The organism is Amycolatopsis sp. NPDC023774, assembly GCF_040639695.1.
Taxonomy (GTDB): Bacteria; Actinomycetota; Actinomycetes; order Mycobacteriales; family Pseudonocardiaceae; genus Amycolatopsis.
In genome coordinates this window covers 50502-77275 of record NZ_JBFAAJ010000029.1, presented here as the reverse complement: position 1 = coordinate 77275, position 26774 = coordinate 50502, and the positions used below count along the sequence as shown (strand labels likewise).

25 protein-coding genes and 2 pseudogenes are annotated in these 26774 nt (G+C 70.9%); 19 read left to right on the top strand and 8 right to left on the bottom strand.

Translation table 11 applies throughout. The features are described from left to right. Nucleotides 1–4: 4 nt before the first annotated feature. A pseudogene (locus AB0F91_RS37775) lies at nucleotides 5–840 on the bottom strand (transporter substrate-binding domain-containing protein). A 116-nt stretch (nucleotides 841–956) separates the two neighbouring features. Here AB0F91_RS37775 and AB0F91_RS37770 point away from each other — a divergent pair. Then, nucleotides 957–1681, top strand: a pseudogene (locus AB0F91_RS37770) (SDR family oxidoreductase). Between the two features lie 51 nt (nucleotides 1682–1732). Here the strand turns inward: AB0F91_RS37770 and AB0F91_RS37765 are convergent. Next, nucleotides 1733–2734 carry a LacI family DNA-binding transcriptional regulator gene (locus AB0F91_RS37765; protein ID WP_360605704.1) on the bottom strand — a complete coding sequence of 334 codons (1002 nt, stop codon included), beginning with the start codon at nucleotides 2732–2734 and terminating at the stop codon, nucleotides 1733–1735. A gap of 213 nt (nucleotides 2735–2947) precedes the next feature. On the opposite strand from AB0F91_RS37765, the gene AB0F91_RS37760 reads away from it, so the two are divergent. The 14 genes from AB0F91_RS37760 (at nucleotide 2948) to AB0F91_RS37695 (ending at nucleotide 18155) form a co-directional block, all read left to right on the top strand. Further along, nucleotides 2948–4465, top strand: coding sequence for a sugar ABC transporter ATP-binding protein (locus AB0F91_RS37760; protein ID WP_360605654.1), 1518 nt, complete (start codon nucleotides 2948–2950; stop codon nucleotides 4463–4465). A 59-nt stretch (nucleotides 4466–4524) separates the two neighbouring features. Further along, nucleotides 4525–5505 carry an ABC transporter permease gene (locus AB0F91_RS37755; protein WP_360605652.1) on the top strand — a complete coding sequence of 327 codons (981 nt, stop codon included), beginning with the start codon at nucleotides 4525–4527 and terminating at the stop codon, nucleotides 5503–5505. Further along, nucleotides 5498–6541 carry an ABC transporter permease gene (locus AB0F91_RS37750; protein WP_360605650.1) on the top strand — a complete coding sequence of 348 codons (1044 nt, stop codon included), beginning with the start codon at nucleotides 5498–5500 and terminating at the stop codon, nucleotides 6539–6541. Before AB0F91_RS37755 ends, AB0F91_RS37750 begins: the two co-directional genes overlap by 8 nt. Before the next feature lie 18 nt (nucleotides 6542–6559). After that, nucleotides 6560–7633, top strand: coding sequence for a rhamnose ABC transporter substrate-binding protein (gene rhaS / locus AB0F91_RS37745; RefSeq protein WP_360605648.1), 1074 nt, complete (start codon nucleotides 6560–6562; stop codon nucleotides 7631–7633). Nucleotides 7634–7698: 65 nt separating this feature from the next. Continuing rightward, entirely contained in the window at nucleotides 7699–8037 is a 339-nt protein-coding gene (locus AB0F91_RS37740; protein ID WP_360605646.1) for an L-rhamnose mutarotase, read from the top strand. 11 nt (nucleotides 8038–8048) lie between these two features. Beyond that, nucleotides 8049–9224 (top strand): L-rhamnose isomerase, encoded by a 1176-nt coding sequence (gene rhaI, locus AB0F91_RS37735; protein WP_360605702.1) that lies wholly within the window; start codon nucleotides 8049–8051, stop codon nucleotides 9222–9224. A gap of 2 nt (nucleotides 9225–9226) precedes the next feature. After that, nucleotides 9227–11257, top strand: coding sequence for a bifunctional aldolase/short-chain dehydrogenase (locus AB0F91_RS37730; protein ID WP_360605644.1), 2031 nt, complete (start codon nucleotides 9227–9229; stop codon nucleotides 11255–11257). A gap of 12 nt (nucleotides 11258–11269) precedes the next feature. Further along, on the top strand, nucleotides 11270–12721 hold the full coding sequence (locus tag AB0F91_RS37725) for an L-fucose/L-arabinose isomerase family protein (protein WP_360605642.1): 1452 nt from the start codon (nucleotides 11270–11272) through the stop codon (nucleotides 12719–12721). 14 nt (nucleotides 12722–12735) lie between these two features. Then, entirely contained in the window at nucleotides 12736–14196 is a 1461-nt protein-coding gene (locus tag AB0F91_RS37720; protein WP_360605700.1) for a rhamnulokinase family protein, read from the top strand. Further along, nucleotides 14193–14918, top strand: a complete 726-nt coding sequence (locus AB0F91_RS37715) for a (Fe-S)-binding protein (RefSeq protein ID WP_360605640.1) — start codon at nucleotides 14193–14195, stop codon at nucleotides 14916–14918. The genes AB0F91_RS37720 and AB0F91_RS37715 overlap by 4 nt, the downstream gene beginning before the upstream one ends. A 17-nt stretch (nucleotides 14919–14935) precedes the next feature. Beyond that, nucleotides 14936–16387: a lactate utilization protein B gene (locus AB0F91_RS37710; RefSeq protein WP_360605698.1), complete on the top strand. Its 1452-nt coding sequence runs from the start codon at nucleotides 14936–14938 to the stop codon at nucleotides 16385–16387. After that, nucleotides 16384–16965: an LUD domain-containing protein gene (locus AB0F91_RS37705; protein WP_360605638.1), complete on the top strand. Its 582-nt coding sequence runs from the start codon at nucleotides 16384–16386 to the stop codon at nucleotides 16963–16965. Before AB0F91_RS37710 ends, AB0F91_RS37705 begins: the two co-directional genes overlap by 4 nt. A gap of 100 nt (nucleotides 16966–17065) precedes the next feature. After that, nucleotides 17066–17719, top strand: coding sequence for a response regulator transcription factor (locus AB0F91_RS37700; protein WP_360605636.1), 654 nt, complete (start codon nucleotides 17066–17068; stop codon nucleotides 17717–17719). Nucleotides 17720–17774: 55 nt separating this feature from the next. Then, a complete protein-coding gene (locus AB0F91_RS37695) occupies nucleotides 17775–18155 on the top strand; it encodes a hypothetical protein (RefSeq protein ID WP_360605635.1) in 381 nt (126 codons plus the stop codon). Nucleotides 18156–18190: 35 nt separating this feature from the next. On the opposite strand, the gene AB0F91_RS37690 is transcribed toward AB0F91_RS37695, so the two are convergent. The 3 genes from AB0F91_RS37690 to AB0F91_RS37680 form a co-directional block, all read right to left on the bottom strand. Further along, nucleotides 18191–18610, bottom strand: coding sequence for a response regulator (locus tag AB0F91_RS37690; RefSeq protein ID WP_360605633.1), 420 nt, complete (start codon nucleotides 18608–18610; stop codon nucleotides 18191–18193). Further along, nucleotides 18594–18782: a hypothetical protein gene (locus tag AB0F91_RS37685; RefSeq protein ID WP_360605631.1), complete on the bottom strand. Its 189-nt coding sequence runs from the start codon at nucleotides 18780–18782 to the stop codon at nucleotides 18594–18596. The genes AB0F91_RS37690 and AB0F91_RS37685 overlap by 17 nt, the downstream gene beginning before the upstream one ends. Nucleotides 18783–18932: 150 nt before the next feature. Beyond that, nucleotides 18933–20393, bottom strand: a complete 1461-nt coding sequence (locus AB0F91_RS37680; protein ID WP_360605629.1) for a DUF4118 domain-containing protein — start codon at nucleotides 20391–20393, stop codon at nucleotides 18933–18935. 434 nt (nucleotides 20394–20827) lie between these two features. Here AB0F91_RS37680 and AB0F91_RS37675 point away from each other — a divergent pair, with 434 nt between their 5' ends. Together AB0F91_RS37675 and AB0F91_RS37670 are read left to right on the top strand one after the other, a co-directional pair. Continuing rightward, nucleotides 20828–21034: a hypothetical protein gene (locus AB0F91_RS37675; protein ID WP_360605627.1), complete on the top strand. Its 207-nt coding sequence runs from the start codon at nucleotides 20828–20830 to the stop codon at nucleotides 21032–21034. Next, nucleotides 21031–21222: a hypothetical protein gene (locus tag AB0F91_RS37670; RefSeq protein WP_360605625.1), complete on the top strand. Its 192-nt coding sequence runs from the start codon at nucleotides 21031–21033 to the stop codon at nucleotides 21220–21222. Before AB0F91_RS37675 ends, AB0F91_RS37670 begins: the two co-directional genes overlap by 4 nt. Before the next feature lie 121 nt (nucleotides 21223–21343). On the opposite strand, the gene AB0F91_RS37665 is transcribed toward AB0F91_RS37670, so the two are convergent. After that, nucleotides 21344–21772, bottom strand: coding sequence for a helix-turn-helix domain-containing protein (locus AB0F91_RS37665; protein WP_360605623.1), 429 nt, complete (start codon nucleotides 21770–21772; stop codon nucleotides 21344–21346). 223 nt (nucleotides 21773–21995) lie between these two features. Between AB0F91_RS37665 and AB0F91_RS37660 the strand changes: the two genes are divergently transcribed. After that, nucleotides 21996–22442 (top strand): hypothetical protein, encoded by a 447-nt coding sequence (locus AB0F91_RS37660; RefSeq protein WP_360605621.1) that lies wholly within the window; start codon nucleotides 21996–21998, stop codon nucleotides 22440–22442. A 242-nt stretch (nucleotides 22443–22684) separates the two neighbouring features. On the opposite strand, the gene AB0F91_RS37655 is transcribed toward AB0F91_RS37660, so the two are convergent. Further along, nucleotides 22685–23233: a carboxymuconolactone decarboxylase family protein gene (locus tag AB0F91_RS37655; protein WP_360605619.1), complete on the bottom strand. Its 549-nt coding sequence runs from the start codon at nucleotides 23231–23233 to the stop codon at nucleotides 22685–22687. 119 nt (nucleotides 23234–23352) lie between these two features. On the opposite strand from AB0F91_RS37655, the gene AB0F91_RS37650 reads away from it, so the two are divergent. Beyond that, complete coding sequence (locus AB0F91_RS37650; protein ID WP_360605617.1) at nucleotides 23353–23940, top strand: ABATE domain-containing protein; 588 nt, start codon at nucleotides 23353–23355, stop codon at nucleotides 23938–23940. Between the two features lie 4 nt (nucleotides 23941–23944). Here the strand turns inward: AB0F91_RS37650 and AB0F91_RS37645 are convergent, their stop codons facing one another. Next, nucleotides 23945–26722 (bottom strand): transcriptional regulator, encoded by a 2778-nt coding sequence (locus tag AB0F91_RS37645; RefSeq protein ID WP_360605615.1) that lies wholly within the window; start codon nucleotides 26720–26722, stop codon nucleotides 23945–23947. Nucleotides 26723–26774: the final 52 nt, after the last annotated feature.

Genomic DNA, 26774 nt, shown 5'->3' with positions numbered 1-26774 from the left:
CGCCTCATCTGCCCTTCTGGATCTGGTCCCGGAGCTGGGGCCAATAGGTGAACATCTGCGACGGGTAGGGCTCGCCGGGGAAGTACTTGTCGTACAGGCGAAGGAAAGTGCCGTCGTCCATCGTGGTCTTGAGCTGGTCGCCGTAGGCCTTCTCGAACGCGGTGAGCTTGCGGTTCACCGGCATCGCCGACGCCTGCTCGTGGGGCGCGGAGTAGGCGATCGTGACCCGGCCCGGGTTCTCCTGGAGCACGGTGGGGACCTCGGTGGAGGCGAGCACCATCGCGTCGAGGTTCCCGTTGAGCAGCTGGGTGACGCCCGCGCTGTTGGTGGGCTGCGAGATGAGGGTGGCGCCGGGACCTTCGCGGTGACGAAGTCGGCCTGCGCGCTGCCCAGCCCCGCGCCGACGCGTTTGCCGGCGAGGTCCCCCGCCGCCTTCACCGCCGAGCCGGTGCGGACCACGACGTCGTCGGAGGCCAGGTAGAACGGCTTGGTGAAGTCGACGCTCTTCTTGCGCTCGGAGGTCGGCAGCATGCCGATCGCGAGCATGTCGAGCTGCCCGGCCGTGACCAGCGCCAACCCGGCGCTGACGGTGGTCATCCGGTAGGTGATCCCGAGGCCCATCCGCTGGGCGATCACGTCGTTGAGGTCGACCAGCAGCCCCACCGGCTTGCCGGTCGCGTCGGGGGAGACGAACGGCGCGTCGCCGGCCGTGACACCGGCGGTGATGGTGCCGGGGTCGGCCAGTCCATAACCGTCCGGTTGGCCGCCCGACCCGCACGCGGCGAGCGAGACGACAGCGGTGGTCGCGCTCAGGATCCGCCGGATCCACAGAGCTGCCATAGCTCCCTCCAGGCACCGGCTCGCGGGCGCAGGCGCGGTGGTCTGGTATTTCTTAGGCTCATAAGACCAGGTTGTCAACTGTCGGGCTCGCGCTCGCGTCTGGTAGACGTCGTGGCATGACAGACCTCATCGACCTGGCGGGCAAGACGGTCATCGTCACCGGTGCCTCCTCGGGAATCGGCGCGTCGACCGCTCGCCGCCTGCACCAGGCAGGGGCCCACCCCGTGCTCGCGGCCCGCCGCGCCGACCGCCTCGCCGAACTCGGCGGCGCCCTCGCCGTCCCCACCGACGTGACCGACCCGCGCAGGTGGCCGCCCTCGTCGCGGCCACGCTGGACCGCCACGGCCGCATCGATGGCTTGGTCAACAACGCCGGCACCAGCCTTCACGGCCCCCTCGACCAGGTGGACCCCGCCGCCTTCGGTGCGACGCTGCAGCTCAACGTCGTCGGCCTGCTCGCCGTGACGCAGGCGGTGCTGCCCGCGATGCGGCAGCAGGGTTTCGGCCGCATCGTCAACATCAGCTCCGGCACGACCCGGCGCGTCGCGGTCGGCGTGGGTGCCTACGCGGCCGGCAAGTCGGCCGTGAACATGCTCAGCGCGGTGCTCACGCAGAAACTCGCGGCCGACGGCATCGCCGTGTCGCTCCTGCTGCCTTCCATGACCGCGACGGAGTTCGCGGACGGTCGTTTCACCCTCGGGGCGTCCCCGATCCCGGGGATGGTGGTGCAGAGTCCGGATTACGTGGCCGGGGTGATCCTGCGGCTGTTGCGGACGGGCGAGGAGTCGTTCGACATCCCGCATGGGGTGGAGCAGCCGGAGATCACCCGCGTGCCGGAATGATCCCGAAGCAGGTCCACTGTGGATGATCGGTCGTGACCGCCCACAGTGGACCTACTTCGTCCGCAAAGTCGATGCCCGCACCACCAGCTCCGGAAGATAAGTCACCTGCTGGTGCACGTGCCCCGGGTCCGACGTCTCCTGGATGAGCAGCTCCGCGGCCGTGCGGCCGAGGCGGTGGCGGGGCTGGCGGACGGACGTGAGGGGCACGGTCGCGGCCGCGGCGAAGTCGATGTCGTCGTAGCCCACGATGGCGAGGCCGGCCGGGACGGAGATGCCCAGGGCGGCGCAGCTGCGCAGGAGGCCCAGGGCGAGCAGGTCGTTGGCGCAGAACGCGGCGGTGGGGCGAGTGGCCGACGGCAGGCCGGCCAGGCGCTGGCCGGCGTTGCTGCCGTCCTCGACGGTGAGCTGGGGGGTGGCGAGGTCGACCAGGTGGTCGGGGCCCAGGCCGGCCGCGAGCAAAGCGCGCAGCGCGCCCTCGCGGCGGTCGCGGACCTGCCCGAGGGTGAGTGGGCCGCCGACGAAGGCGATGCGGGTGTGGCCCTGGTCGAGGAGGTGGCGGGCGGCGAGCTCGCCGCCGCGGACGTCGTCGACGGCGACCGAGCAGTGGTCGGTGCCGGGGCGTTTGCGGTCGACGATGACGACCGACGTGCCGCGGCGCGCGAGTTCGGCGAGAGCGGGGGAGTCCGGGTCGACCGGGGTGATGAGGACGCCCTGCACGCGTTGCTGTTCGAGGCGGCGGAGGTAGGCAGCCTCGCGTTCGGCGAGGTTGGCGCTGTTGCACACGAACAGCGACAGGTCGTCCTCGGCGGCCGCATCCTCCATGCCCGCCGCGACGTCGGTGAAGAACGGGTTGCGCCCGTCGAGCATCACGTAGGCGAGCACGCGGCTGTGGCCGGCGCGTAGCTGCCGCGCGGACTCGTTGCGCACGAAACCCAGCGCGGCCATCGCGGCCTCCACTTTGGTCCGCGTCTTCGGGCTCACGCGCTCGGGCCGGTTGAGCACGTTGGACACCGTGCCGAGCGAGACGCCGGCGGCCGCGGCCACGTCCTTGATCCCCGCCGCGCGGGGTGCTGGGGCCGCGACCTCGTTCGAGTCTTCCACCGCCACCCCACCCTGTGTTGAAACGTGACAATCACGGGACGCTGATTGAAAAACCGCGACCGCGTTGAGATACGCGCTGGCACCGTTTTTCGTTGACTTCCCGTTCCGCCCCATAGTAGCGTCACCGCGCCAGGTTTGTGAAACCTTTCAATCCCGGAGGTCGCGATGACGCGGCAGGAGCGCGACCGAGTGCCCTTGCTCGAGGTCCGTGGGGTCACGAAGTCGTTCGGCGCGGTCGCGGCGGTGGCAGGTGTGTCGTTCCCCCTGTACGCCGGTGAGGCCCACGCGCTGGTCGGTGAGAACGGTGCGGGCAAGTCGACGATCGTGAAGATGCTGGCCGGCGTGCACCGCCCCGACCAGGGTGAGCTGCTGCTGGACGGCGAGGTGGTCGAGTTCTCCTCGCCCGCCGACGCCAAGGCCGCGGGGATCGCGGTGATCTACCAGGAGCCGACGTTGTTCCCCGATCTCACGGTGGCCGAGAACATCGTGATGGGCCGGCACCCGCGCGGCCGGCTGGGAATGATCGACCGCTCGGCCATCCGGGACGAGGCGGAGCGCCTGTTCGCCCGCCTCGGTGTGCGCATCGACCCGAACCGCCCGGCGCGCGGGCTGTCGATCGCCGATCAGCAGATCGTCGAGATCGCCAAGGCGCTGAGCGCCGACGCGCGGGTACTCGTGATGGACGAGCCGACCGCGGCGTTGAGCCTGGTCGAGGTCGAGCGTCTGTTCTCGGTGGCCCGGGCGCTGCGCGACGAGGGTGCGGCGATCATGTTCATCTCGCACCGCTTCGAGGAGATCACCGACCTGTGCCAGCGGGTGACGATCATGCGCGACGGCCGCCACGTCTCCACGGACGCGGTGGAAGACGTCACCGTGGACGAGATGGTGCGCCGCATGGTCGGGCGCGACCTCGAGGCGCTGTTTCCCAAGCAGGACGTGGAATCGGGCGCTGTCGTGCTCGAAGTGGACGGTCTGACGCGCGAGGGCGTGTTCCGCGACGTGTCGTTCTCCGTGCGGGCGGGCGAGATCGTCGCGTTCGCCGGGCTCGTCGGGGCCGGCCGGTCCGAAGTGGTCCAGGCGGTGTTCGGAGTGGACGAACGCGACGCCGGAGTCGTGCGGCTCAACGGGAAGAAGCTCAAGCCCCACTCGCCGCGCGCGTCGATGGCGGCGGGCATGGCGCTGGTGCCGGAGGACCGGCGGCAGCAAGGCCTCGTCATGGACCTGTCGATCGAGCGCAACGTGACGCTGCCGCGGGCGCGGGCGCTGTCGAAACTCGGTCTGCTGCTGGGCCCGGGTGAACGCCGGGAGGCGTTGCGCTGGACCGAGCGGCTGCGCACCAAGTACGGCCGCCTCGGGGACGCGGTGGGCACGCTCTCGGGCGGCAACCAGCAGAAGGTGGTGCTGGCCAAGTGGCTCGCGATGGCGCCGCGGGTGCTGATCGTGGACGAGCCGACGCGCGGCATCGACGTCGGCACCAAGGCCGAGGTCCACCGGCTGATGTCCTCGCTGGCGGCCGAGGGGGTCGCGGTGGTGATGGTGTCCTCGGAGCTGCCGGAGGTGCTGGGCATGGCCGACCGCGTGCTGGTGATGCGGGAGGGCCGGATCGTGGCGGAGATCCCGCGCGCCGAGGCGGACGAGAACTCGGTGATGTTCGCGGCGATGGGACAGGGGGCGGTGGCGTGAACGCGACCAAGGTGGCGGCCCCGCCACCCCGCCAGGCGAGCCCGGGGGAGCGGCGATCGGTGTTCGGAACCGTGTTCAAGGCCCGCGAGTCGGGTATTGTGCTGGCGCTGATCGTGCTCGTGGTGTTCACCGCGACGCAGAACTCCCGGTTCCTGTCGGGGCAGAGCATCCGCGACATCCTGCTCGGCACGGCGATCCTCGCGGTGCTGGCCGTCGGGCAGGCCGTCGTGATGATCACCCGCAACATCGACTTGTCCGTGGGGTCGGTGCTCGGTCTGTCCGCGTTCGCCGTCGGCACGATGCTGCGCGACAATCCCGGGCTGCCGGTGATCGTGGCGCTGCTCGCGGGCCTGGTCGTCGGCGCCGCGTGCGGCCTGATCAATGGCGCGGTGGTGCGGTTCGGCCACGTCCCGGCCCTGGTCGTCACCCTCGGCACCCTGTATGCGTTCCGCGGCGCCGTCTACTTCTGGGCCGGTGGGCAGCAGATCAACGCCGACAAGCTGCCGCGCTCGTTCCTCGATTTCGGCGACGCGTCGGTGCTCGGCATCCCCTGGCTGGTGCTGATCGCGGTGCTCGTGATGGTGATCGCCGGCGTGGTCCTGCGCAACTACCGCGGTGGCCGCGAGCTGTACGCCATGGGTTCGAGCCCGCAGGCCGCGCAGCTGGCCGGCATCAAGGTCGGCCGCAATACCACCATCGCGTTCCTCGTCAGCGGAGCCCTGGCCGGCCTCGCCGGTGTGCTGTTCGCGGCCCGGTTCGGCACGGTCGACGCCGCGGCCGGCACGGGGTACGAGCTCAACGTCGTGGCCGCCGCGGTCGTCGGCGGGGTCGCCGTGTTCGGCGGCAGCGGTTCGGTGTGGGGCGCGAGCCTCGGCGCCCTCCTGCTGACGGTGATCGGCAGCGCGCTGGCTGTGCTCGACATCGACCAGTTCTGGCAGCAGGCGATCGTCGGCGCGCTGATCCTGCTGGCCATCGGAGCCGACCGGCTCGTCGCCGTGCGCGTCGCCAAGGCCCTGAAGAAGAGGGACTCCCATGTCTGACCCCACCACCCCGGCCCGGCGGCCCGCCTGGCTGGCGCGGCTCGCGAGCTGGGACGTCGCCGTCATCGCGATCGCGATCGTGGTCCTGCTCGTCGCGTCGGGCACCATCGACAACTTCGGCACCGGCCGCAACTACACGTTCCTGTTGCTGGACCTGCTGCCGATCGCGTTGATGGCGCTGCCGATGACGTTCATCATCGTCACCGGCGAGATCGACCTGTCGGTGGCGAGCACGCTCGGGCTCACGTCCGCGGTGATGGGCTCGCTGTGGAACTCCGGGCTGACGATCGAGTCGATCATCCCGCTGTGCATCGTGCTGGGTGCGGTTCTCGGCGCGGTGAACGGATTCTTCGTCACGGTCCTGAAGCTGCCGTCGCTGGCCGTCACCATCGGCACGATGGCGCTCTACCGCGGCCTCGCCTTCGTGGTGCTCGGCGACAGCGCGGTGGCCGACTTCCCGCAGTCCTACACCTCGTGGGTCACCGGGACCCTCGGCGGCGGCCCGATCCCGAACGTGCTGGTGCCGCTGGTGATCCTCGCGATCGTCTTCGGTGTCGTCCTCCACGCCACCCCGATCGGCCGCGGCGTGTTCGCGGCCGGCGCCAGCGACACCGCGGCCCGGTTCGCCGGCATTCGCACGGGGCGCACGAAGTTCTGGCTCTACGTGGTCAGCGGCGCGGTCGCCGGGCTGGCCGGGGTGCTGTGGACGCTGCGCTACTCCAGCGCCCGTGCCGACAACGGGTTCGGCCTGGAGCTGGCTGTGGTGGCCGCGGTACTGCTGGGTGGTGTGTCGATCTTCGGCGGCAAGGGCACGCTGCCCGGCGTGCTGGGCGGGGTGGTGCTGCTTTCGGCGCTGCAGAACGCGTTGCGGCTGCAGGACGTGTCGAACGAGGCCCTCAACATCGTGACCGGCGTGCTGCTGATCATCTCCGTGCTGCTGCCCAACATCCTGTTCTCCGCCCGTGCCGCGCTGCAGCGGCGCAGACGGCGATCCCCGTCCCCGAAAGCCGGAGCTCTCGCCGGCGCCGAGCAGTAACCCAGAAAGGTGACGAAGATGTCCCGACGAATCCTGACCGGCGTCGTGTCGCTGGCGAGCGCGGCAGGCCTGGTCCTGAGCCTCACCGCGTGTGGAGGCACCACGAAGAACGACAGCACGGGTTCCGGCCCGGCCGCGTCCACGGCGTCCGCGGACCCGAACGCGGCCAGCAAACAGGGCGTGAAGATGGCGTTCCTGCCCAAGCAGCTCAACAACCCCTACAGCGACATCGAGGTCGGCGGCGGCAAGACCGCGCTCGACGAGCTCAAGGGTGAGTACAAGCTCGTCGGCCCGAACGACGCCAGCGCGTCCTCACAGGTCAGTTACATCAACACGCTGATCCAGCAGCAGCAGGACGTGATCGGGATCGCCGCGAACGACCCGAACGCGGTGTGCCCGTCGCTCAACCAGGCCCGCAGCGCCGGCATCAAGGTCGTCGCGTTCGACTCTGACGCGGCGAAGAACTGCCGCGACGTGTTCATCAACCAGGCCAGCACCCAGGGCATCGGCGAGCAGCTCGCGAAGATGGCGAACGAGCTGGCCGGTGGTGAGGGTGAGATCGCGATCCTGTCGGCGACGCCGAACGCCACGAACCAGAACGCGTGGATCGCCGTGCTGCAGAACGAGCTCAAGAAGCCCGAGTACTCGAAGCTGAAGCTGGACAAGATCGCCTACGGCAACGACGACGACCAGAAGTCGTTCCAGGAGGCCCAGGGTCTGCTGCAGTCGTTCCCGAACCTGAAGGTGATCGTGTCGCCGACCACTGTCGGTATCGCGGCCGCGGCCCGCTACGTGAGCTCGTCGAGCTACAAGGGCAAGGTCGCGATCACCGGGCTGGGGACGCCGAACCAGATGCGCGCGTTCGTGAAGGACGGCACGGTCAAGGAGTTCGCGCTGTGGAACCCGGCCGACATCGGTTACCTGGCCGCCTACGCGGGGGTGGCGCTGAGCTCGGGGCAGATCACCGGTGCGCAGGGCCAGAAGTTCAAGGCCGGCAAGCTCGGTGAGTACACGATCGGCGCGGACGGTGAGATCGTGCTCGGCCCGCCGACGGTGTTCAACGCCGACAACATCGACAAGTTCAACTTCTGAGGCGGTGTTCCGGCCGGGCCACTCCGGTCCGGCCGGAACACCCGAGTCCACTGAGGACGGAGACCGTGGCGCGATACTGCTTCCAGCTCCAGGTCCGGCCCGAGCGGATGGCCGAGTACGCCGAGCGCCACCGCGCCGTGTGGCCGGAGATGCGGGCGGCCCTGCGCGAGACCGGGTGGCGCAACTACTCGCTCTTCCTGCGTGAGGACGGGCTGCTGATCGGTTACGTCGAGGCCGACGACCTCGCCGCGGCGCAGGCCGCGATGGCCGAGACCGAGGTGAACGCCCGGTGGCAGGCCGAGATGGCGCAGTTCTTCACCGGCCTCGACGGCCGCGGGCCCGACGAGGGGTTCGCACTGCTCACCGAGGTTTTTCATCTGGACGACGAGCGCGCGAGCGCGTGACGGGGAAAGACGTGATCGAGTTGCCCGACCTGACAGCCGTGAAATCCGCTTTGCGGGCGCAGCGGATCGAGACCCCTTCGTGGGCGTTCGCGAACTCCGGCACCCGGTTCAAGGTGTTCCCTCAGGCCGGGGTTCCCCGCACGCCCGAGGAGAAGATCGCCGACGCGGCGACCGTGCACCGCTTCACCGGTGCGGCTCCCAGCGTCGCGTTGCACATCCCGTGGGACCGGGTCGACGATTTCGCCGCGCTGCGTTCCTACGCCGAGGACCTCGGGGTGGGGATCGGGGCGATCAACACCAACGTGTTCCAGGACAACGACTACAAGCTCGGCTCGGTCACCAACCCCGATCCCGGCATCCGGCGCAAGGCGACCGATCACCTGCTCGAGGCGATTTCCATCATGGACGCCACGGGCTCCCGGGATCTGAAGCTGTGGTTCTCCGACGGCCTCAACTACCCGGGCCAGGATGACCTGCGCGACCGTCAGGACCGCCTCGCCGCCGCGTTGCGCGAGGCGTACGACCGCCTCGGTGAGGGCCAGCGGATGCTGCTGGAGTACAAGTTCTTCGAGCCCGCGTTCTACGCCACCGACGTGCCGGATTGGGGCACCTCGTACGCGCACTGCATCGAGCTCGGTGACAAGGCGACGGTGTGCATCGACACCGGGCACCACGCGCCGGGGACGAACATCGAGTTCATCGTCGCGTTCCTGCTGCGGGCGGGGAAGCTGGGCGCGTTCGACTTCAACTCGCGCTTCTACGCCGACGACGACCTGATGGCCGGCGCGGCGGATCCGTTCCAGCTGTTCCGGATCATGTACGAGATCGTGCGTGGTGACGCGCTGGATCCGTCCTATGGCATCAATTTCATGCTGGATCAGTGCCACAACATCGAGGCGAAGATCCCGGCGATCATCCGCTCGGTGATGAACGTGCAGGAAGCCACGGCCAAGGCGCTGCTGGTGGACCGGCCCGCGCTGCGGGCGGCTCAGCAGTCGGGCGACGTGCTCGGCGCCAATGCCGTGCTGATGGACGCCTACAACACCGACGTGCGGCCGCTGCTGGCAGAGGTCCGCGAGGATGCCGGGTTGGACCCGGACCCGGTCGCGGCCTACCACCGCAGCGGGTACCAGCAGAAGATCGAGGCCGAGCGCGCCGACGGGCAGCAGGCCGGATGGGGAGCATGAGCATGACTGTGCCCGAGGAGCTCATCGCCCGCAGCAACGCGCTGGGCGCCGATCCGCGGAACACGAACTACGCCGGTGGCAACACCTCCGCGAAGGGGGAGGTGCTTGATCCGGTGACAGCGAAGCCGGTGGAGCTGTTGTGGGTCAAGGGTTCCGGCGGTGATCTCGGCACGTTGACCGAGGCGGGGTTGGCGGTGCTGCGCCTGGACCGGTTGCGGGCGCTCGCGGACGTCTACCCGGGCGTGGAGCGCGAGGACGAGATGGTGGCCGCGTTCGACTACTGCCTGCACGGGCGTGGTGGGGCGGCGCCGTCGATCGACACCGCGATGCACGGTCTCGTCGAGGCGGCGCACGTGGACCACCTGCACCCGGACTCGGGTATCGCCCTGGCCACGGCGGCCGACGGTGCGGCGCTGACCAAGGAGTGCTTCGGCGACCGCGTGGCGTGGGTGGACTGGCGCCGGCCCGGGTTCCAGCTCGGCCTGGACATCGCGGCGGTGAAGGCGGCCAACCCGCAGGGGATCGGCGTGATCCTCGGCGGGCACGGGATCACCGCGTGGGGTGCGACCTCGGAAGAATGTCAGCGTAACTCGTTGGAGATTATTCGCACCGCGGAGAAGTTCCTCGCCGAACGCGGGAAAGCCGAGCCGTTCGGGGAAATCGTCCCCGGTTTCGAGGGGTTGCCGGAGGATGAGCGCCGCGCGCGGGCCGCGGCGCTGGCGCCGGTGGTCCGGGGGCTCGCGTCCACTGACGCGATCCAGGTCGGCCACTACACCGATGCCGACGTGGTGCTGGAGTTCCTGGCGCGGCAGAAGCTGCAGTCGCTGGCCGCGCTGGGCACGTCGTGCCCGGACCACTTCCTGCGCACCAAGGTCCGCCCACTCGTGGTGGATCTGCCCGCTACGGCGCCGCTGGAGGACGTCGTCGCGCGGCTGAAGGAGCTGCACGCGGAGTACCGCGAGTCCTACCGCGCCTACTACGAGCGGTACGCCACTGAGGATTCGCCGGCCATGCGCGGCGCCGACCCGGCGATCGTGCTGGTGCCCGGTGTCGGCATGTTCTCCTTCGGCAAGGACAAGCAGACCGCGCGGGTGGCGGGGGAGTTCTACGTCAACGCGATCAACGTGATGCGCGGCGCGGAAGCGGTGTCGACCTACGCGCCGATCCCGGAGAGCGAGAAGTTCCGCATCGAGTACTGGGCGCTGGAGGAAGCCAAGCTCAAGCGCCTGCCCAAGCCGAAACCGCTCGCCGGGCGGATCGCGCTCGTCACCGGTGCGGGCTCGGGGATCGGACGCGCGATCGCCGAACGGCTCGCGGCCGAAGGGGCCTGCGTGGCGATCGCGGACCTCAACACCGAGGCGGCCGAGGAGGTCGCGAACGGCATAGGCGGTGCGGACAAGGCCATCGCCGTGACGGCGGACGTGACCGACGCGGCGGGCGTCGCGGCGGCGGTCGACGCGACCGTGCTGGCGTTCGGCGGGCTCGACCTGGTCGTGAACAACGCCGGGCTCTCGATCTCCAAGCCGTTGCTGGAGACCACCGAACGCGACTGGGACCTGCAGCACGACGTGATGGCCAAGGGCTCGTTCCTGGTCTCCCAAGCTGCGGCGAAGGCGATGATCGCCCAGGGCCTGGGCGGGGACGTCGTGTACATCTCGTCGAAGAACGCGGTGTTCGCCGGCCCCAACAACGTCGCCTACGGCGCGGCGAAAGCCGACCAGGCCCACCAGGTCCGGTTGCTCGCGGCGGAGCTGGGCGAGCACGGCATCCGCGTCAACGGCATCAACCCCGACGGCGTCGTGCGTGGTTCCGGCATCTTCGCCGGCGGCTGGGGCGCGCAGCGCGCCGCGGTCTACGGGGTGCCGGAGGAGAAGCTCGGCGAGTTCTACGCCCAGCGCACGATCCTCAAGCGCGAGGTCCTGCCCGCGCACGTCGCCGCCGCGGTGTTCGCGCTGACCGGTGGCGACCTCACCCACACCACGGGCCTGCACATCCCGGTCGACGCCGGGGTCGCCGCGGCCTTCCTGCGTTAGGGAGAGGACCTCATGACCGACACGCTCGCGCGGCCCGTCCCGCCCGGCCTGGACCGCATCACCCCGCGCCGCACCCGCGTCGGCCTCGTCGCCGGCGGGCTCGGCGCGTACTGGCCGCAGTTCCCCGACCTGCTGCCGCAGCTGCAGTCCTCGGCACGCCGGGTCGCCGAGCGACTGTCGGGAATGGACTGCGAAGTCGTCGACGCCGGGTTCATCTCGGACGCGGCCGAAGGCGCGGCCGCCGCCGAGAAGCTGCGGGTGGCCGACTGCGACCTGATCATCGGCTTCCTGACCACGTACCTGACGTCGAGCATGCTGGTGCCGATCGCGCAGCGCTCGGGCGCGCCGGTGCTGCTGCTCAACCTGCAGCCCACCGAGGCGATGGACCACGCGTCGTTCGACACGGGTGCGTGGCTGGCCTACTGCGGGGCCTGCCCGCTCCCGGAGATGGCCAACGCGTTCCGCCGCGTCGGTGTCGAGTTCCGATCGGTTTCCGGGTATCTGGAGGACGAGCGGGCCTGGGTGAAGATCGCGCGGTGGATCAAGGCGGCCGGCGTGCGCGCGGCGTTCCGGCACGGGCGCCACGGCCTGCTCGGGCACCTGTACCCGGGCATGATGGACGTGGCCACCGATCCGACGCTGGTGTCGGCGCAGCTCGGCGGGCACGTCGAGATCCTGGAGGTCGACGACCTGCGTGTGCGCGTGGAGCAGGTCACCGACGCCGAGACAGCGGCCCGGATGGCGCTCGCCCGCGAGGTGTTCACTGTGGACGATTCGGTCGTCGACGAGGACTTCGCCTGGGGGGCCAAGGTGTCGGTGGCGCTGGACCGGCTGGTCGGGGACTTCGGGCTGGACTCGCTCGCGTACTACCACCGCGGCCTCGACGGCGAGACCCACGAGCGCGTCGGGGCCGGGTTCATCCTGGGCGCGTCGCTGCTCACGGCCCGCGGAGTGCCCACGGTCGGCGAGTACGAGCTGCGGGCGTCGCTGGCGATGCTGCTGCTGGACCGGCTCGGTGCCGGCGGTTCGTTCACCGAGCTGCAGGCGCTGAACTTCCGCGACAACGTCGTGGAGATGGGCCACGACGGCCCGGCGCACTTGGCGATCAGCGCGCGCAAGCCGCTGCTGCGCGGGCTCGGGGTCTACCACGGCAAGCGGGGCTGGGGGCTGTCCGTCGAGTTCGACGTGCAACACGGTCCGGTGACGCTGTGCGGCCTCGGTCAGCTGCGTGACGGCACGTTCGTGCTCGTCGCGTCGGAGGGCGAGGTCGTGCCCGGGCCGCTGCTGCAGATCGGGAACACGACCTCGCGAGTGGACTTCGGCTGCGAGGTCGGCGAGTGGACCGACGCGTGGTCAGCCACCGGGGTGAACCACCACTGGGCGCTGGGGACCGGCCACCGCGTCGCCGAGCTGAAGGCGGTGGCGGACCTGCTGGGACTCGAGCTGACCGTGGTCTCCGGCTGATGGGTGTCCGGGTGATGCGCCTCGCCGCCGTCGACCTCGGTGCCACCAGCGGCCGGGTGATGGCCGGGACGGTCGGGCGCGGGCGGCTCGACCTGGAAGAAGTGCGGCGCTTTCCGAACGGCGGCGTCCGGGTCGCCGGCGCCACCGGCGCCACGCTGCACTGGGACGTGCTCGGGCTGTACCGCGAACTGCTGGTCGGGCTTGGCGACGCCGGGGAGGTGGCGGGCGTCGGCATCGACTCGTGGGCTGTCGACTACGGCCTGCTAGACGCCGACGGCCGGCTGCTCGGTAACCCGGTGCACTACCGCGACTCCCGCACCGACGGCGTGGCGGAGTCCGTACACCGGGCGATCCCCCCTTCGGAGCTGTTCGCCGTCACCGGCTTGCAGGAGCTGCCGTTCAACACGCTCTACCAGCTGGTTTCCGAAGGGGCCCGGCTGGCGGCGGCCGAGAAGATGCTGCTGATCCCGGACCTGCTCGGCTACTGGCTCACCGGGAGCGTCGGCGCGGAGCGCACCAACGCGTCGACCACGCAGCTCTACGACGTGCGCCAACAGACCTGGGCGGACGACCTCGCCGAGCGGGCCGGAATTCCGGCGCGGCTGCTGCCCCCGCTGCGCGAGCCGGGGCAGCGGATCGGGACGCTGCTGCCAGAGCTGGCCGAGGAGCTCGGGAAGCCGGAGCTGCCGGTCGTCGCCGTCGGATCGCACGACACGGCCTCGGCGGTCGTGGCGGTGCCCGCCGAGCCCGGCACGAACTTCGCCTACATCTCCTCCGGCACGTGGTCGCTGGTCGGACTCGAGCTCGACGAACCGCAGCTCGGTGCCGCGGCGCTGGCGGCCAACTTCACCAACGAGACCGGCGTCGACGGCAAGATCCGCTTCCTGCGCAACGTGATGGGCCTGTGGGTGCTCACCGAGACCCTGCGGACCTGGTCCGCGCACGGCGCGCCCGCGGACCTGGCCACGGTGCTCGCGGAGGCGGCAGCCGCACCCGCGCTGGCGGCCGTGGTGGACCTCGACGCCCCCGAGTTCCTGCCACCCGGGGACATGCCCGCGCGCATCACCGCCGCCTGCCGCAGGAGCGGGCAGCGGCCGCCGGAAAGCCGGGGCGAGCTCGTGCGGTGCATTGTGGACAGTCTCGCGCTCGCCTACCGCCGCGCGGTGCGGCAGGCCGCCGCGGTCACGGGCCGGCCGGTCGACGTGGTGCACGTCGTCGGCGGTGGCGCCCGCAACGAGCTGCTGTGCCGCCTGACGGCCGACGCGTGCGGCGTGCCGGTAGTGGCCGGGCCGGTGGAGGCGGCGGCGCTGGGCAACGTGCTCGTGCAGGCGCGGGCCCTCGGTGCCGACCTGCCTGACCTCGCGGCCATGCGTAGGCTGATCCGCGAAACCCAGCCGCTGCGGCGTTACGCGCCGGGCGGCGGGAACTGGGCTGCCGCCGAGGCGCGGCTGAGCAGGGCGGGGGTGGTGGCGTGAAGGTCGCCGTGCTCGTGACGTGCATCAACGACACGCTGTTCCCCGACACCGGCAAGGCGGTGTTCCGGCTGCTGCGGCGCCTCGGCGTGGACGCCGATTTCCCGGAGGCGCAGACCTGCTGCGGCCAGCCGATGGTCAACACCGGTTACCTCGACGAGGCGGTGCCGGTGGTGCGCGCCTTCACCGACGCGTTCGCCGGGTATGACTACATCGTGACGCCGTCGGGGTCGTGTGCGGGTTCGGCGCGTCACCAGCATTCGCTGGTCGCGCGTCGTGCGGGGCAGCCGCGGCTGGCGGTGGCCGGGCCGAAGGTCTTCGAGCTCAGTGAGTTCCTGGTGGACGTGCTGGGTGTGACCGATGTCGGCGCCTACTTCCCGCACCGGGTGACGTATCACCCGACGTGTCATTCGCTGCGGATGCTCGGTGTCGGTGACAAGCCGTTGCAGCTGTTGCGCGCGGTGCGGGGGCTTGACCTGGTGGAGTTGCCGGCGGCGGAGGAGTGCTGTGGGTTCGGCGGGACGTTCGCGGTGAAGAACGCCGAGACGTCGACCGCGATGGGTGCGGACAAGGCCCGCCACGTGCGCGAGACGGGGGCGGAGGTGCTGGTGGCGGGGGACAATTCGTGCCTGCTGCACATCGGCGGTCTGCTCTCGCGCGAGCGTTCCGGCGTGCGCGTGCTGCATCTGGCCGACGTTTTGGCTTCGACCGAGGAGGACGCGTGAGTGCCACGTTCGTCGGGATGCCGGCGTTTCCGGCGGCCGCGCGGGCGGCGCTGGCCGATACGCAGCTGCGTCGTAATCTCGCCCATGCCACCGGCACGATCCGCGCCAAGCGCGCGGCCGTGGTCGGCGAGGTGGACGAATGGGAGGAGCTGCGGCTGGCGGGCGCGGCGATCAAGGACAACACGCTGCGGCACCTCGACGAGCACTTGCTGACGCTGGAAGCGGCGTTGCAGGAGCGCGGTGCGACCGTGCACTGGGCGCGGGATGCGGCCGAAGCGTGCGACATCGTGGCGCGGATCGCCCACGGTCATGGCGTCGGCGAGGTCGTCAAGGTCAAGTCGATGGCCACGCAGGAGATCGGGCTCAACGAGGCGCTCGCCGAGGCGGGCATCACCGCCTGGGAGACCGACCTGGCGGAGCTGATCGTGCAGCTCGGCGACGACCTGCCCAGCCACATTCTCGTGCCCGCGATCCACCGTAACCGCGCGGAGATCCGCGAGATCTTCCGCCGCCGGATGGCCGCTGCGGGCCGGCCGGCCCCTGAGGATCTGACCGATGATCCGGCCGAGCTGGCCGGGGCGGCTCGGTTGCACCTGCGGGAGAAGTTCCTGCGCGCGAAGATGGCGGTGTCGGGCGCGAACTTCGCGGTCGCCGACAGCGGGACGCTGGTGGTGGTCGAGTCCGAGGGCAACGGGCGGATGTGCCTGACGCTGCCCGAGGTGCTGGTTTCCGTGGTCGGTATCGAGAAGATCGTGCCCACGTGGTCCGATCTGGACGTGTTCCTGCAGCTGCTGCCGCGTTCCAGCACCGGCGAGCGGATGAACCCCTACACCTCCACGTGGTCGGGGATCACCCCCGGCGACGGGCCGCAGGAAATGCACGTGGTGCTGCTGGACAACGGCCGTACGCGCGCTCTGGCCGACGAGGTCGGGCGGCAGGCGCTGCGGTGTATCCGCTGCTCGGCGTGCCTCAACGTGTGCCCGGTCTACGAACGCACCGGTGGCCACGCCTACGGCTCGGTGTACCCGGGCCCGATCGGCGCGATCCTCAACCCGCTGCTCAAGGGCGTCGGCGTGGACGAGCAGACCGACTCGCTGCCGTATGCCTCCAGCCTGTGCGGCGCCTGCTTCGACGCGTGCCCCGTCCGCATCGACATCCCCGAAGTGCTGGTCCACCTGCGCTCCCAGGTCGTGGACGCGCACCGCGGCGGAACCCCGAAACCCGAAGCCGTGGCGATGAAATCCGCGGCATGGGTCCTGTCCGATGCCCGACGCCTCACCCTTGCCGAACGCGGCATGGGTGCGGCGGGCAAAGCACTCAACCGCTTCGGCCGCGCGGTGCTGCCCGGCGGCCGACGGGCGTTGCGACGGCTGCCCTGGCCCGCCTCGCTGTGGACCGGCGCCCGCGACCTGCCCGCGCCACCGCCGGAGTCCTTCCGCGCCTGGTGGCGCCGGACGGGCCGCCGATGAGCGCGCGCGACGACATCCTCGCGGCCGTCCGCGGTGCCTTGCGGGACGCCGACCGCGCCGAGACGCCTGTGCCGAGGGGTTACCGCGGCGCGCCACCGCCCCCGGACGTGGTTTCGCTGTTCGCCGAACGCGTGGTCGACTACCGCGCCACCCTCAGCCGGTGTACGCCGGCCGAGCTGGCGGACGCCGTCCGCGCCGCGCTGGGGCCGGCTGAAAACATCCTGGTTCCCCAGCGCTTCCCGGTCGACCTCGGCGGGGTGGCCGACGCCGGCGACCTCGACTCCTGCGACGCCGTGGTCACCACCGCGGCGGTCGGGATCGCGCGCACCGGCACGATCGTGCTCGACCACGGCCCCGGCCAGGGCCGGCGCGCGCTCAGCCTTGTTCCCGACGTGCACGTGTGTGTCGTCCGCGAGGACCAGATCGTGCCCGGCGTGCCCGAAGCCATCGCGCTGCTGGACCCGGACCGGCCGCAGACGTGGATCAGCGGTCCCAGCGCCACCAGCGACATCGAGCTGAACCGCGTCGAGGGCGTGCACGGGCCGCGGACCCTGCACGTGGTGCTCGTCGGTTCGTGACACGCCGCGCGAGTTGGTGACGGCTGAGCCGCTATGGCACGATTTGTCCACTTGACTACCGCGGCATCCGGGCAGCACCGCGGCGAAAGCGGTGGTGGCGATGACGGTGCCACGAGTGGTCCTGGCCGAGGACGACGTACTGCTGCGCGAAGGCCTGGCCAGCCTGCTCGATCGCTCGGGGTTCGCCGTGGCCGGGCAGGCCGGAGACGCGAACGCGCTGCTCGACCTCGTGCGGGAGCACCGGCCCGACCTGGTCCTGGTCGACGTCCGGATGCCCCCGACCCACACCGTCGAGGGGCTCGAGGCCGCGCGGACCATCCGTGAGGAACTCCCCGAGATCGGCATCCTGGTGCTCTCGGCCCACGCCGACGTCGACCACGCGATGGAGCTGCTGGCCGGCGGCCGCGGCATCGGGTACCTGCTCAAGAGCCGGGTCGCCGACGTGGGGGAGTTCCTCGAGACGCTCCGGCGGATCGCCAAGGGCGGGTCGGTCGTCGAGCCGGCGCTGGTGCAGGAGCTCGTCGAGGCCCGCCACCGAAACGACCCGCTGGCCGCGCTGAGCGCCCGTGAACGCGAGGTGCTGGGCCTGATGGCCGAGGGCCGCTCCAACGCCGGGATCGCGCGCCGGCTCTGGGTCACGGAAGGGACCGTGGAAAAGCACGTCCGCAGCGTGCTGGCGAAGCTGGACCTGCCGGAGACGACGGACGACCACCGCCGTGTGCTCGCGGTGCTGGCCTATCTCGACAACCGCTAGCGCTAAAACTGACTGATGTTGTTGACAGTCTTGGGCTCCTGATCTGAGGAAGCCTATGGCTGAGCGAGTGTGGAGTGGGAAGGACCTGGTCAGGCGCGCGAACCGGCTTCTGGTGGAAACACCGCTACGAGGACGAGTGCATCGACGGTCTGAAAGGAAATTCCGGACCGCTTTCCACTGGCACGCCCTGGACCAGGGCATCGGCCGCGTCTACATCTGGCCCGCCACACCGCGGTTAAACGGCAAGGCGGAACGCTCCCACCGCATCGACGCCGAAGAGTTCCATCGCCTGCTCGCCGGCGTCGTCCTCGGCGACCTCGGCCCCTTCAACGACGAACTCAACGGAATGGGAGGGCTACCACAACTATCACCGCGTTCCACGGCGGGCTGGGCGACAGACCCCTATGAGAGGCTCCTACAGAAGATCCAACCCTGAACCCAGACTGTCAACCACCAACGACAGCCGCACAGCTAACCGGCCGTGCCGAGCAGGCCCTGGATGGCCCGCGCCGAGAGGATGGCCTTGGGCAGGAACCCGACCGCGGGACCTTCGGCGATCACGTCGCGGTAGTCCTCTTCCTCGTGGGTCGAGATCACGATGATGTCCGACGAGCCGCCGGCCTCGGTGCGCGCCAAGCGCCCGACCAGGTCGAGGCCACTCTCGCCGCCCAGGTCGATGTCGACCAGCACGACATCGGGTCGTAGCTCGTCGACGGACCGCAGCGCTTCCGCCCCGCCCCGGGCCACCCCCGCGACGGTGACTCCTTCACGCTCCAGCAGCCGACGAGCCGCGGCCAGGAAACCCGGGCTGTCGTCGACGATCAGGCACCGCACGTGTTCACCCTCCCAGAACCGCGCGGTGCGCGCATTCCCGCTAACCGGTACGGCCACGACCGGTCACCCCGTCCGCGTACACCTCGTCGAGCTGGTGCAGCCGGATGCGCCGCAGCGCCTCCGCGAATGTGCACGCGCCGTACCAGAACCAGCCGCAGGCGTCGCAGTGGCTGTGCCAGCGCCCGCACTGGGCGCAGTACTTGTTGCTCGCGTGGTGGTGGACTGTCATGACCGGACTTCTTCCCGAGGAACCTTCTTTTTGCTCCCGTCTGGTGACCCAGTGTGGTGCTCGGAGGGGGTCCCCGTCGTCACGGCGAGCGGGAATTCCCGAGCCCGGCCAGCGGGTAGCTCACCTACCGGCTGGCCGGTACGGCGGCGGTCAGCCACCCTGGCCCGAGAGTGGGAACTCCGCGTTCAGCGTCGTGCCGTCGCCGGGCGCGCTGCGGAGGAAGATCCGGCCGCCCAGTGCCTCGACACGGTCCTTCAGCCCGGCCAGCCCGGTGCCCCGGGCGAAGTCGGCGCCACCCACGCCGTCGTCGTGCACCGCGATGTGGAGCAGGTCGTCCCGGGTTTCGACCGACACGGCGACGGAGTCGGCTCCCGAGTGCTTGGCCGCGTTCGTGAGCGCCTCGGCGACGACGTAGTACGCGCCGACCTCGATCGATTCCGGCAGCCGCCCGTCGGCGCGGACGTCGAGATCAACGGCCTGCGGCGAGCGTCGCGCAAGGGCCTTGATAGCCGGTACCAGGCCGAGCTCCGCCAGCAGCGCGGGGTGGATGCCGCGGGCCATTTCGCGCAGCTCGTCCAGCGCTTCCGACAGTCCGTCGGCGATGCGGTCGAGCTCGCCGCGCGCCTCGCCGGCCCCGTCGGGGATGAGCGCCTGCACCGCGCGCACCTGCAGCGCGAGGGCGACGAGCTGCTGCTGGGCGCCGTCGTGCAGGTCGCGCTCGATGCGCCGCCGGGTCCGGTCGGCGGTGGCGACGATGCGGGCGCGGGAGGCCCGCAGCTCGGAGCGGGCCTCGGCGTTTTCGATCGCGGTCGCGACGAGCTCGGTGAAGCTCGCGATCTGCGCCTCGGTCTTGTCGGGAAAACGTTCGTCGCTCTTCGTCGACGCGGCGATCACACCCCACAACCGGCCGGACACCACGATCGGGCAGCCGACGGACGAGCGGATGCCCAGGCCGCGTGCCTCCCGCGCGATCGCCCCCGTCTCGCCGGCGAAGCTCGCCAGCCGCACGGGCTCACCGCTGCGGCGCACCTCGCGGGCGACACTCAGCCCGTCGAGCTCGATCCGCGTACCGACGGTGAGGTGCACGGGCACCCGGCTCCAGGCGGCGACGCCGGTCACCGTTCCGTCCACTTCGTACCGTTCCATGCGGGCCAGGTCGGCGCCGCACAGCAGGCCGACCTCCCGCGTCACGGCTTCGAAGACCTCCGGCGGCGATACCGACCGCGCGACGAGAGTCGCGACGCGGCGCAGGGCCGATTGCTCCTCGGTCAGGCGTTCGGAGATCTGGGCCGTGCGCTGAAGGCGCGACGCGAGGGTGCCCACCACGACCGCCGTGATGAGGAAAACGCCCAGCGCGACCGCGTTCTGGGCGTCGATGAGGTGCAGTGCGTAAGGCGGCGGGGCGAACAGGATCGCGTAGACGGCGACGCTCAGCAACGACGTGCCCACCGCCAGCGCGGTTCCCCAGATGACGGCGACCGGCAGCACCACGATCAGGTACAGCATCAGCAGGGAGACCGAGTCGACGTACGGTTCGAGGAGCTGCGCGATGCCCGTGACGGCGGCGACGGCGATCACGGCCGCGAGCGCGCCGCTGGAGCGCCGCCGCATGCGCTCTCCGGTTCGGCGGCGCTGCACCATCGTTTTCCTGGACACGCCGCAACACCCACCCCGAGGATAGGCGCCGCCCGCGCGCACAGCCAGCCCCCGGGGCCGCGGGGGAAAGTCCGGGTAGCGGGGGCGGGGGACTCCAGGTGGCAGGAATGCGGATCGGCGCCGGTCCCGGCGATCCTATGAGGACTCGAAAGCCATGGCGGTAGCCGGCACCGGGACGTGAAGATGTCGCCCGCCCCTCGAGATCAGCTTCGGATCGGAAGGTGGAAGCGTGATGCGCCAGCACGGCTTGCCCGACCGGGGACGCGCGGACGCCACCCGCCGCGTCCCGGCCGGACCTCGGCAGCGGACGCGCTCCGGCCGGCCGCCGCGCAGCGGGCCCATCGCCGTGCTCGCCGCCCGGCGCCTCACGAACGCGGAGAGGACGAGCGATGCCTGAGCAGTTCTCCCGCTGGGGGTTGCAGCTCTTCGGCTGCCCGTGCTCCGTGTGCGGCCGCCCGGCCGAACGCCTGTGGTTCCTCGCCGACAGCCGCGTCGTGTCGCACCCCGGCGGCGGGCCCCTGTGCCGGCTGCCGAACCCGCAGACCGACGAAGACTCCTCGGCGGCCGTCGTCTCCCGTGGGATGAGCGCGGCGTGACCGAGGACGTGGGCCCGCGGCGCTGGTGGTCGAGCGATCGGCTGGTGGGCTGGGACGACTTCGACCTGCGCGGCCAGGCGGCGCGGCTCGGACTGCCGGCCGGCTGGCTGCTCGACCGGGCCGAGCGTGGCTCGGGTGAAGGCGCGCCACAGCGCGCCGATTGCCAGGGAATACCTGGCGGACAGTGAAAACCGGGACGGATCGCCGTCCCCCGCAGCTGCCCGGCCGAGGTCGTGTGTCCCCCGCCCCGCGACGTCGGCCGGGTTCCCAATTCACGAGTGGCGATGCGGGTTCTCGTACGCGAGGACATCACGCCCGCAGCCAGGTCTCGTTGGGCACGACGGCGAGGTCTTCGAGGTCGAGCGGCGCACCGGAGTCCGTGTGCGGCGCGACGCCGACGGGCTTGCCGGAGGCGCGCTCGACGGTCAGGATCGGGCCGCCGTCGGGCTGCAGGTGCTTGTCGGCCCACTGCGTCAGCGCCAGGACGACCGGAAAGAGATCCCGGCCCATCGGGGCGAGCACGTATTCGTCGCGCGGACGTGAGCCGGGCTCGCGGTAGGGCTGCTTCGCCAGTGCGCCGAGTTCCACGAGCTGCTTGAGCCGAGCGGCCGCGACGCTGGGGGAGAGGTCTGTGCGGTCGACGAACTCGTCGAAGCGCGTCGTGCCGTAAAAGCCTCGCGCAGCACGAGCACGGTCGCGCGGGCGCCCACGACCTCGATCGCCTTGGTGATCGAGCATTTCTCTACCAGCCGGCCGCGCCGGTCGGTGACCGCACCCTCGTGCTGTGCCCGGTCATGCCGACGCCGGGTTCGCGCACGACCACAGCGAAGACCAGTGGGGCCGGCGGATCCCGGTCGACGGCGTGGACCACCCTTACCCGGGCCAGCTCGTTTGGGCCGGCATCGCGTCGATGCCCGGGCGTCGGCGACCGCGACCTTGACCCGGGTGCCGCTGCGAGAAGGTGGTGCCGGTGTCGGGCAAGGTGTATAGCGACCTGCTCGCTCGGGCGGGTGCGAACGTCGCGCTGGTGCGGCTGGAGCAGTTCGACCCGTTGCCCCAGGAGGAGCTGACGCGGGTGCTGTCGCGGTACCCGAACGCGGAAATGGTGTGGGCGCAGGAAGAACCGAAGAACCAGGGGGCGGGGTCGTTCCTGCGCGGCGAGCTCGGCCTGCCGGCGGGCAAGCGTCTGACGGTGGTGTCGCGGCGCGCCGCCGCGTCACCCCCGACCGGGTCGCACCACCGGCAACCATCGGCACCGGAAGGGACAGGCCGACGTGGTGCGGAGGGTGTTCGCACGCTGAGGCTCGGACCGCGGGGAGGATCCGGCTGTCTTCGAGGACGTTCGCGCCAGCGCTTTCGGATCGCGGCATTTTCCTTGGTGTCGCCGGTGATCACGCGGCCGTCGTAGGCGGGCCGGTGCCGCAGGCGGGCTCGCTCCGGTGGCCGGCCGGAGCGGACGATACCGGCCAGTTGCCGGCCGGAGCGGACGATACCGGCCAGTTGCCGGCCAGGCACGGGCTCGTCAACGGCTCCCCTGCGATGAGGACGCACCCGGTGACAGTGTCTGTCTGCGTACCGGCCGGCGGCACCGCTTCGCGAACCGCGGGAGCGGGGTTCGAGCCTCGTCCGGTTCGAACCCCGCTTGCGAACTCAGGCGTGCTGGTGGGGCTGCACGACGGGGAACTCGTTGTCGGTGTCGGCGACGATGTTGAAGTAGTTCGTGAGGATGTTCAGCGCGAGGTTGCCGATGACCTCGCCGATCTCGGCGTTGGTGACGCCGGCGTCGCGGGCGGTCTTCAGCACGGTCTCGTCGATCGTGCCGCGGCCGCGGGCGATGGCGTCGGACAGGGTGAGCAGGGCGGCGACGTACTCGTCGGCCGAGTCGGCGTGGCGGGCGCGCTCGATCTCGTCCGTGTCGAGCTTGGCGACCTTCTTGCCCACCATCGTGTGCGCCGACAGGCAGTAGGTGCACTGGTTGTACTCGGCGGTGGCCAGCGCGAGGCGCTCGCGGACCGCGGCGGGCAGCACGCCGCCGGCGAGCGCGCCCGACAGGCCGAGGAAACCCTTCAGCAGTGCGGGGCTGCTCGCCATGGTCTTCGCCATGTTCGGGATCGCGCCCATGTTCTTCTTCGTCTCGGCGAGCAGGACCGCGGCCTGGCCGGTGGCGTGCTCGAGCTCGATTTGGGGCAGCGTCGACATCTTGGACCTTCCTAATGATTGAAGACTATGTAACCGTTAGGCAAACGTGGCAGCAGTCGACCGGCGCTGTCAAATGGTTGTGACGTAGATTTCCATTAGATGGTGCTATGGTGGGTGTCATGACGACGGCTGCCCTGCTCGGCGAACCACTCCCGGTGGAGCTGATGAACACCGTGAACGCCGGACGGGAAGGCGTGACCGACGCGCTGACGGACGAGTCCGACGTCGCCGGCTGGCTGGCAGCTGTCGCCCCTCGCCTCGACACCGAGGCCGGAGTGGTGCTCGACGGCGACTCGGCGCCGGTCGCCGACCGGCTGCGACGGCTGCGCGACGCCCTGCGCGCGCTCGCCGCCGAGGCCACGGCCGACCCCCGCCCGGTGGCGGTCGAAGTGGACCGGGCGGAAGCTCTGGCCACGCTCAACGACCTGGCCCAGACCCGCGCCGAGCTCGTCTGGCCTGAGGACGGCGAGCCCGTGCGCGTGCTGCGTTCGGGTGGCACCCCGGCCGAACGCGCGGTGGCTTTCCTGGCGCACCAAGGCATCGACCTGCTCGGCGGCGACCAGCGGCAGAAGCTGCGCGCCTGCCTGGCGCCGAATTGCCTGCTGTTCTTCGTGAAAGACCATTCCCGGCGCGAGTGGTGCTCGGCCGGGTGCGGGAACCGGGCACGGGTTCAGCGGCACTACCAGCGCCATCACGCCAGGAGCTGACGGGCTACGCGCCCTGAGTGGGGTCCGGCGGGTTGACGACCGGCAGGTCCCACGCCCGGCGGAACGCGCTGATGGTGAGCCAAGCGAGCCGGGCGTTGACCGGGAAGAGCTGCCGGACCGAGGTGAGGGTGTCGAACGACGCGTCTCCCTCGCCGCGCCCGCGTTCGAGATCCGCCGGACCGAATGCCGGGCCGAAGACCTCCAGAACGGTGCCGAGGTAGTACAGGTGCCCGAGCGTTTCGAGCTGAAGCCTCTGCAGTGCAACGGTTTCAGCGCTCTTCGCGGCGGTGATGGGCGGCTGGGCCGCGGCCGTCAACAGCGAAGCGCTGTCGGCCACGGCATGGGCGTCGACGTGCCGGACCAGCTCGCTCACGGCGACGTCGTCGAAGGTGTCGCGCCCGACGACCGTGCGCAGGGCCGCCCGCTTGTCCCGCAGCTCTTCGCCGACGAGACGGTGCGCCACGTCGGCCAGCTGCCCGGCCGAGGCGAGCACCTCCCGCGTCACGCGGATCAGCTCGCGCGGCAGCCCACCGGAGAGACAGTGCGCCAGGCACACGAACGGTTCCGGCAGCCCCAGTACGCGCCGGTTCAACAGCTGCCGCGCGTCGCCGAGCCGCAGGTACTCGAGCCGGAAGATGCTGTCGAACGTGCTGTCGAACGCGTCGCGCACCGGAAGTCCGCGCCGTTCGAACGACGCGAGCGCATCCTCCGACACCGAGACCAGCAGCAGGAACCCGGGCACGTCGAAGGTCAGCACGGCCTTGATCTCGTTGACGAAATCCTGGGCCGCATCCGCCGAGACGATCTTGTCCAGCTCGTCGAGGATGACGACCACGGACGGCGTGGCCATCTGAGCCAACCCGCGCACGCAGTCGACTGTCAGTTCGAGGAAGGCGCTGAACTCGTGCACGATCTGCGGGTACGTCAGCGGCTGCCGGGTGGTCTCCCGAGAGCCGCTTACGCCGGCTTCGGCACCGACCGGCAGACCGACTTTGCCCGACCAGCCCGACGTGTGCTTCTGCTGGTAGCGGATCCGGCCGAGGTTGCCCTCCGCGACAGCCTTCAGCCCTCGTACGTCACCGGGTGCTAGGCCGGGCTGCTCGTGAACCTCCGCCGGCTCCGGTGGCGCGACGCGGCGGCTGCGCCGCGCGAGAGCTGCGACACCGGCCACGCCCAACAGCGTCACGAGCGTCCACCAGTTGGCCGTGAGCCAGGTCCGCAGGTCGGCTTGTGGGCTGCGCAACGTCAGCGACCCGAGGACCCCGACACCGACCCACGCGACCACCACCGCGGCGAACGGCCACGCCCGGCGCAGCACCGGCCACACCGCCGACCACCGGCTCGGCCGGTCCGCGGCCTCGGCGCCCTCGGACTCGCAGAACGTGATCACCGCCGCGCACATTCGCGCGTAGAGGTGCAGTACGAACTCGCGCGCGTCGTAGCGCACCGGGACGCTCTCCAGCAACGCGATGTGCACGCGGTTGGGGTCCAGGAACCGGCCCGCCTGGTAGGCCTCCAGCAGCGTCGACTTGCCCACGCCGCGCGGGCCCGCCATCCCGACCGCGCCGCCGCGGATGCCCGAGAGCAAGGACCGCAGCCGCCGGGCCGCGTCGGTGTCCAGGAAGACCTGCTCACCGGGGCGCATCTGGCCGAGTGCCCCGCGGTCGAGTTGGGGCAGCTCGGTGCTGAACGGCGGGTCGAGCACCGCGGCGAGGTGCAGCCGCACGCTCTGCTCGACCTGCGCCACGGCGGCTTTCGTCCACTCCTTGCTCGCTGTTTCGCGGGCCAGCTCCAGCTGGTCGCGGCGCCGGGTCCACGCGGGGCTGCCGAACCGGGCGGGATCTCGCGAGAGCCGTGCGGGCACGGAGCCGAGCAGGAGCGGACCGCCGAAGACCGCGATCAGCGAACACAGCACGTCGGCCACCAGCCACGCGGTCCAGTCCCCGCCCGCTCCGGTGAGCACCGGGCTGAGGATCGCGGTCGCCGCCACCGTGACGAGCAGTTCCCGCCCCAGGACCGGGCCCGGGACACGCCGGCCGGGTGGCTCGTCCTTGAGCTTCACGAACGCGATCGCCACCACCATGAACAAGACGAACGCGGTGACGAGGCCGAGGGCGACCCAGACGACCACCGCCCAGAACGGGCCCATGCTCTGGCTCGAGGAGGGCCACAACCGCAGGATCAGCACCAGGTAGGTCGTGGCGAAGCCGGTCAGGACCGGCCAGCCCGCACCGCCGAGCGCGGGTTGGCCGTTCAGCCGCCGACCCGCCCGGGCGACGGCGAGGAACACCGGCCGGAGCAAGGCGAATCCCGCGACCACCACGGCCGCGGCCACCCAGAAGTGGGCGGTCGGGCTCAGCGGGGTCTGAAGCAGCTGCCAGACGACCACCGGCACCAGGACACCGAGCCACAGGGCGAAACCCAGCAGCGCGTGCGCGACCTTGTCGCGCGGGTCGGGTTGCCCGGCCGCGTGCTGGGGCGGGGCGTTGTGCGCTTCGAGGGCCTGGCGGGCTTGGCGCAGCGCGGAGATCTGCTCGTTGGTCTTGCTGAGCAGCGTGTCCGAGTCCGCGGTGACCCGCTGCAAGACCTCGGTCCGCACGCCTTCGTCCCGCACCCGGTGAGCCACGGCCACGTCCGGGGATTCGGCGAGAACGCCGAGCACGGCTCCGGCCGTGGGCTTGATCAACTCGCGCAGCTCTTCGACGAGCTCGTCGCGGACCGGTTCGGCATTCTTCGCGGGTTCCGGCAGGGTATGGGCGAGAGACTGTGGCGGCGCGGTCACAGCGCGGGATCCTATCGGGGCGAAGCCCCTCACACTGGCGATTCCGGAAGTT

What these genes read in the sequence shown, in the direction of transcription:
- AB0F91_RS37760 (WP_360605654.1), top strand. Translation starts at nt 2,948, where the DNA reads ATGACGCGGCAGGAGCGCGACCGAGTGCCCTTGCTCGAGGTCCGTGGG.
- AB0F91_RS37750 (WP_360605650.1), top strand. Translation starts at nt 5,498, where the DNA reads ATGTCTGACCCCACCACCCCGGCCCGGCGGCCCGCCTGGCTGGCGCGG.
- rhaS (WP_360605648.1), top strand. Translation starts at nt 6,560, where the DNA reads ATGTCCCGACGAATCCTGACCGGCGTCGTGTCGCTGGCGAGCGCGGCA.
- AB0F91_RS37730 (WP_360605644.1), top strand. Translation starts at nt 9,227, where the DNA reads ATGACTGTGCCCGAGGAGCTCATCGCCCGCAGCAACGCGCTGGGCGCC.
- AB0F91_RS37725 (WP_360605642.1), top strand. Translation starts at nt 11,270, where the DNA reads ATGACCGACACGCTCGCGCGGCCCGTCCCGCCCGGCCTGGACCGCATC.
- AB0F91_RS37720 (WP_360605700.1), top strand. Translation starts at nt 12,736, where the DNA reads ATGCGCCTCGCCGCCGTCGACCTCGGTGCCACCAGCGGCCGGGTGATG.
- AB0F91_RS37710 (WP_360605698.1), top strand. Translation starts at nt 14,936, where the DNA reads ATGCCGGCGTTTCCGGCGGCCGCGCGGGCGGCGCTGGCCGATACGCAG.
- AB0F91_RS37705 (WP_360605638.1), top strand. Translation starts at nt 16,384, where the DNA reads ATGAGCGCGCGCGACGACATCCTCGCGGCCGTCCGCGGTGCCTTGCGG.
- AB0F91_RS37700 (WP_360605636.1), top strand. Translation starts at nt 17,066, where the DNA reads ATGACGGTGCCACGAGTGGTCCTGGCCGAGGACGACGTACTGCTGCGC.
- AB0F91_RS37695 (WP_360605635.1), top strand. Translation starts at nt 17,775, where the DNA reads ATGGCTGAGCGAGTGTGGAGTGGGAAGGACCTGGTCAGGCGCGCGAAC.
- AB0F91_RS37685 (WP_360605631.1), bottom strand. Translation starts at nt 18,782, where the DNA reads ATGACAGTCCACCACCACGCGAGCAACAAGTACTGCGCCCAGTGCGGG.
- AB0F91_RS37680 (WP_360605629.1), bottom strand. Translation starts at nt 20,393, where the DNA reads ATGCGGCGGCGCTCCAGCGGCGCGCTCGCGGCCGTGATCGCCGTCGCC.
- AB0F91_RS37675 (WP_360605627.1), top strand. Translation starts at nt 20,828, where the DNA reads ATGCCTGAGCAGTTCTCCCGCTGGGGGTTGCAGCTCTTCGGCTGCCCG.
- AB0F91_RS37665 (WP_360605623.1), bottom strand. Translation starts at nt 21,772, where the DNA reads ATGCTCGATCACCAAGGCGATCGAGGTCGTGGGCGCCCGCGCGACCGT.
- AB0F91_RS37655 (WP_360605619.1), bottom strand. Translation starts at nt 23,233, where the DNA reads ATGTCGACGCTGCCCCAAATCGAGCTCGAGCACGCCACCGGCCAGGCC.
- AB0F91_RS37650 (WP_360605617.1), top strand. Translation starts at nt 23,353, where the DNA reads ATGACGACGGCTGCCCTGCTCGGCGAACCACTCCCGGTGGAGCTGATG.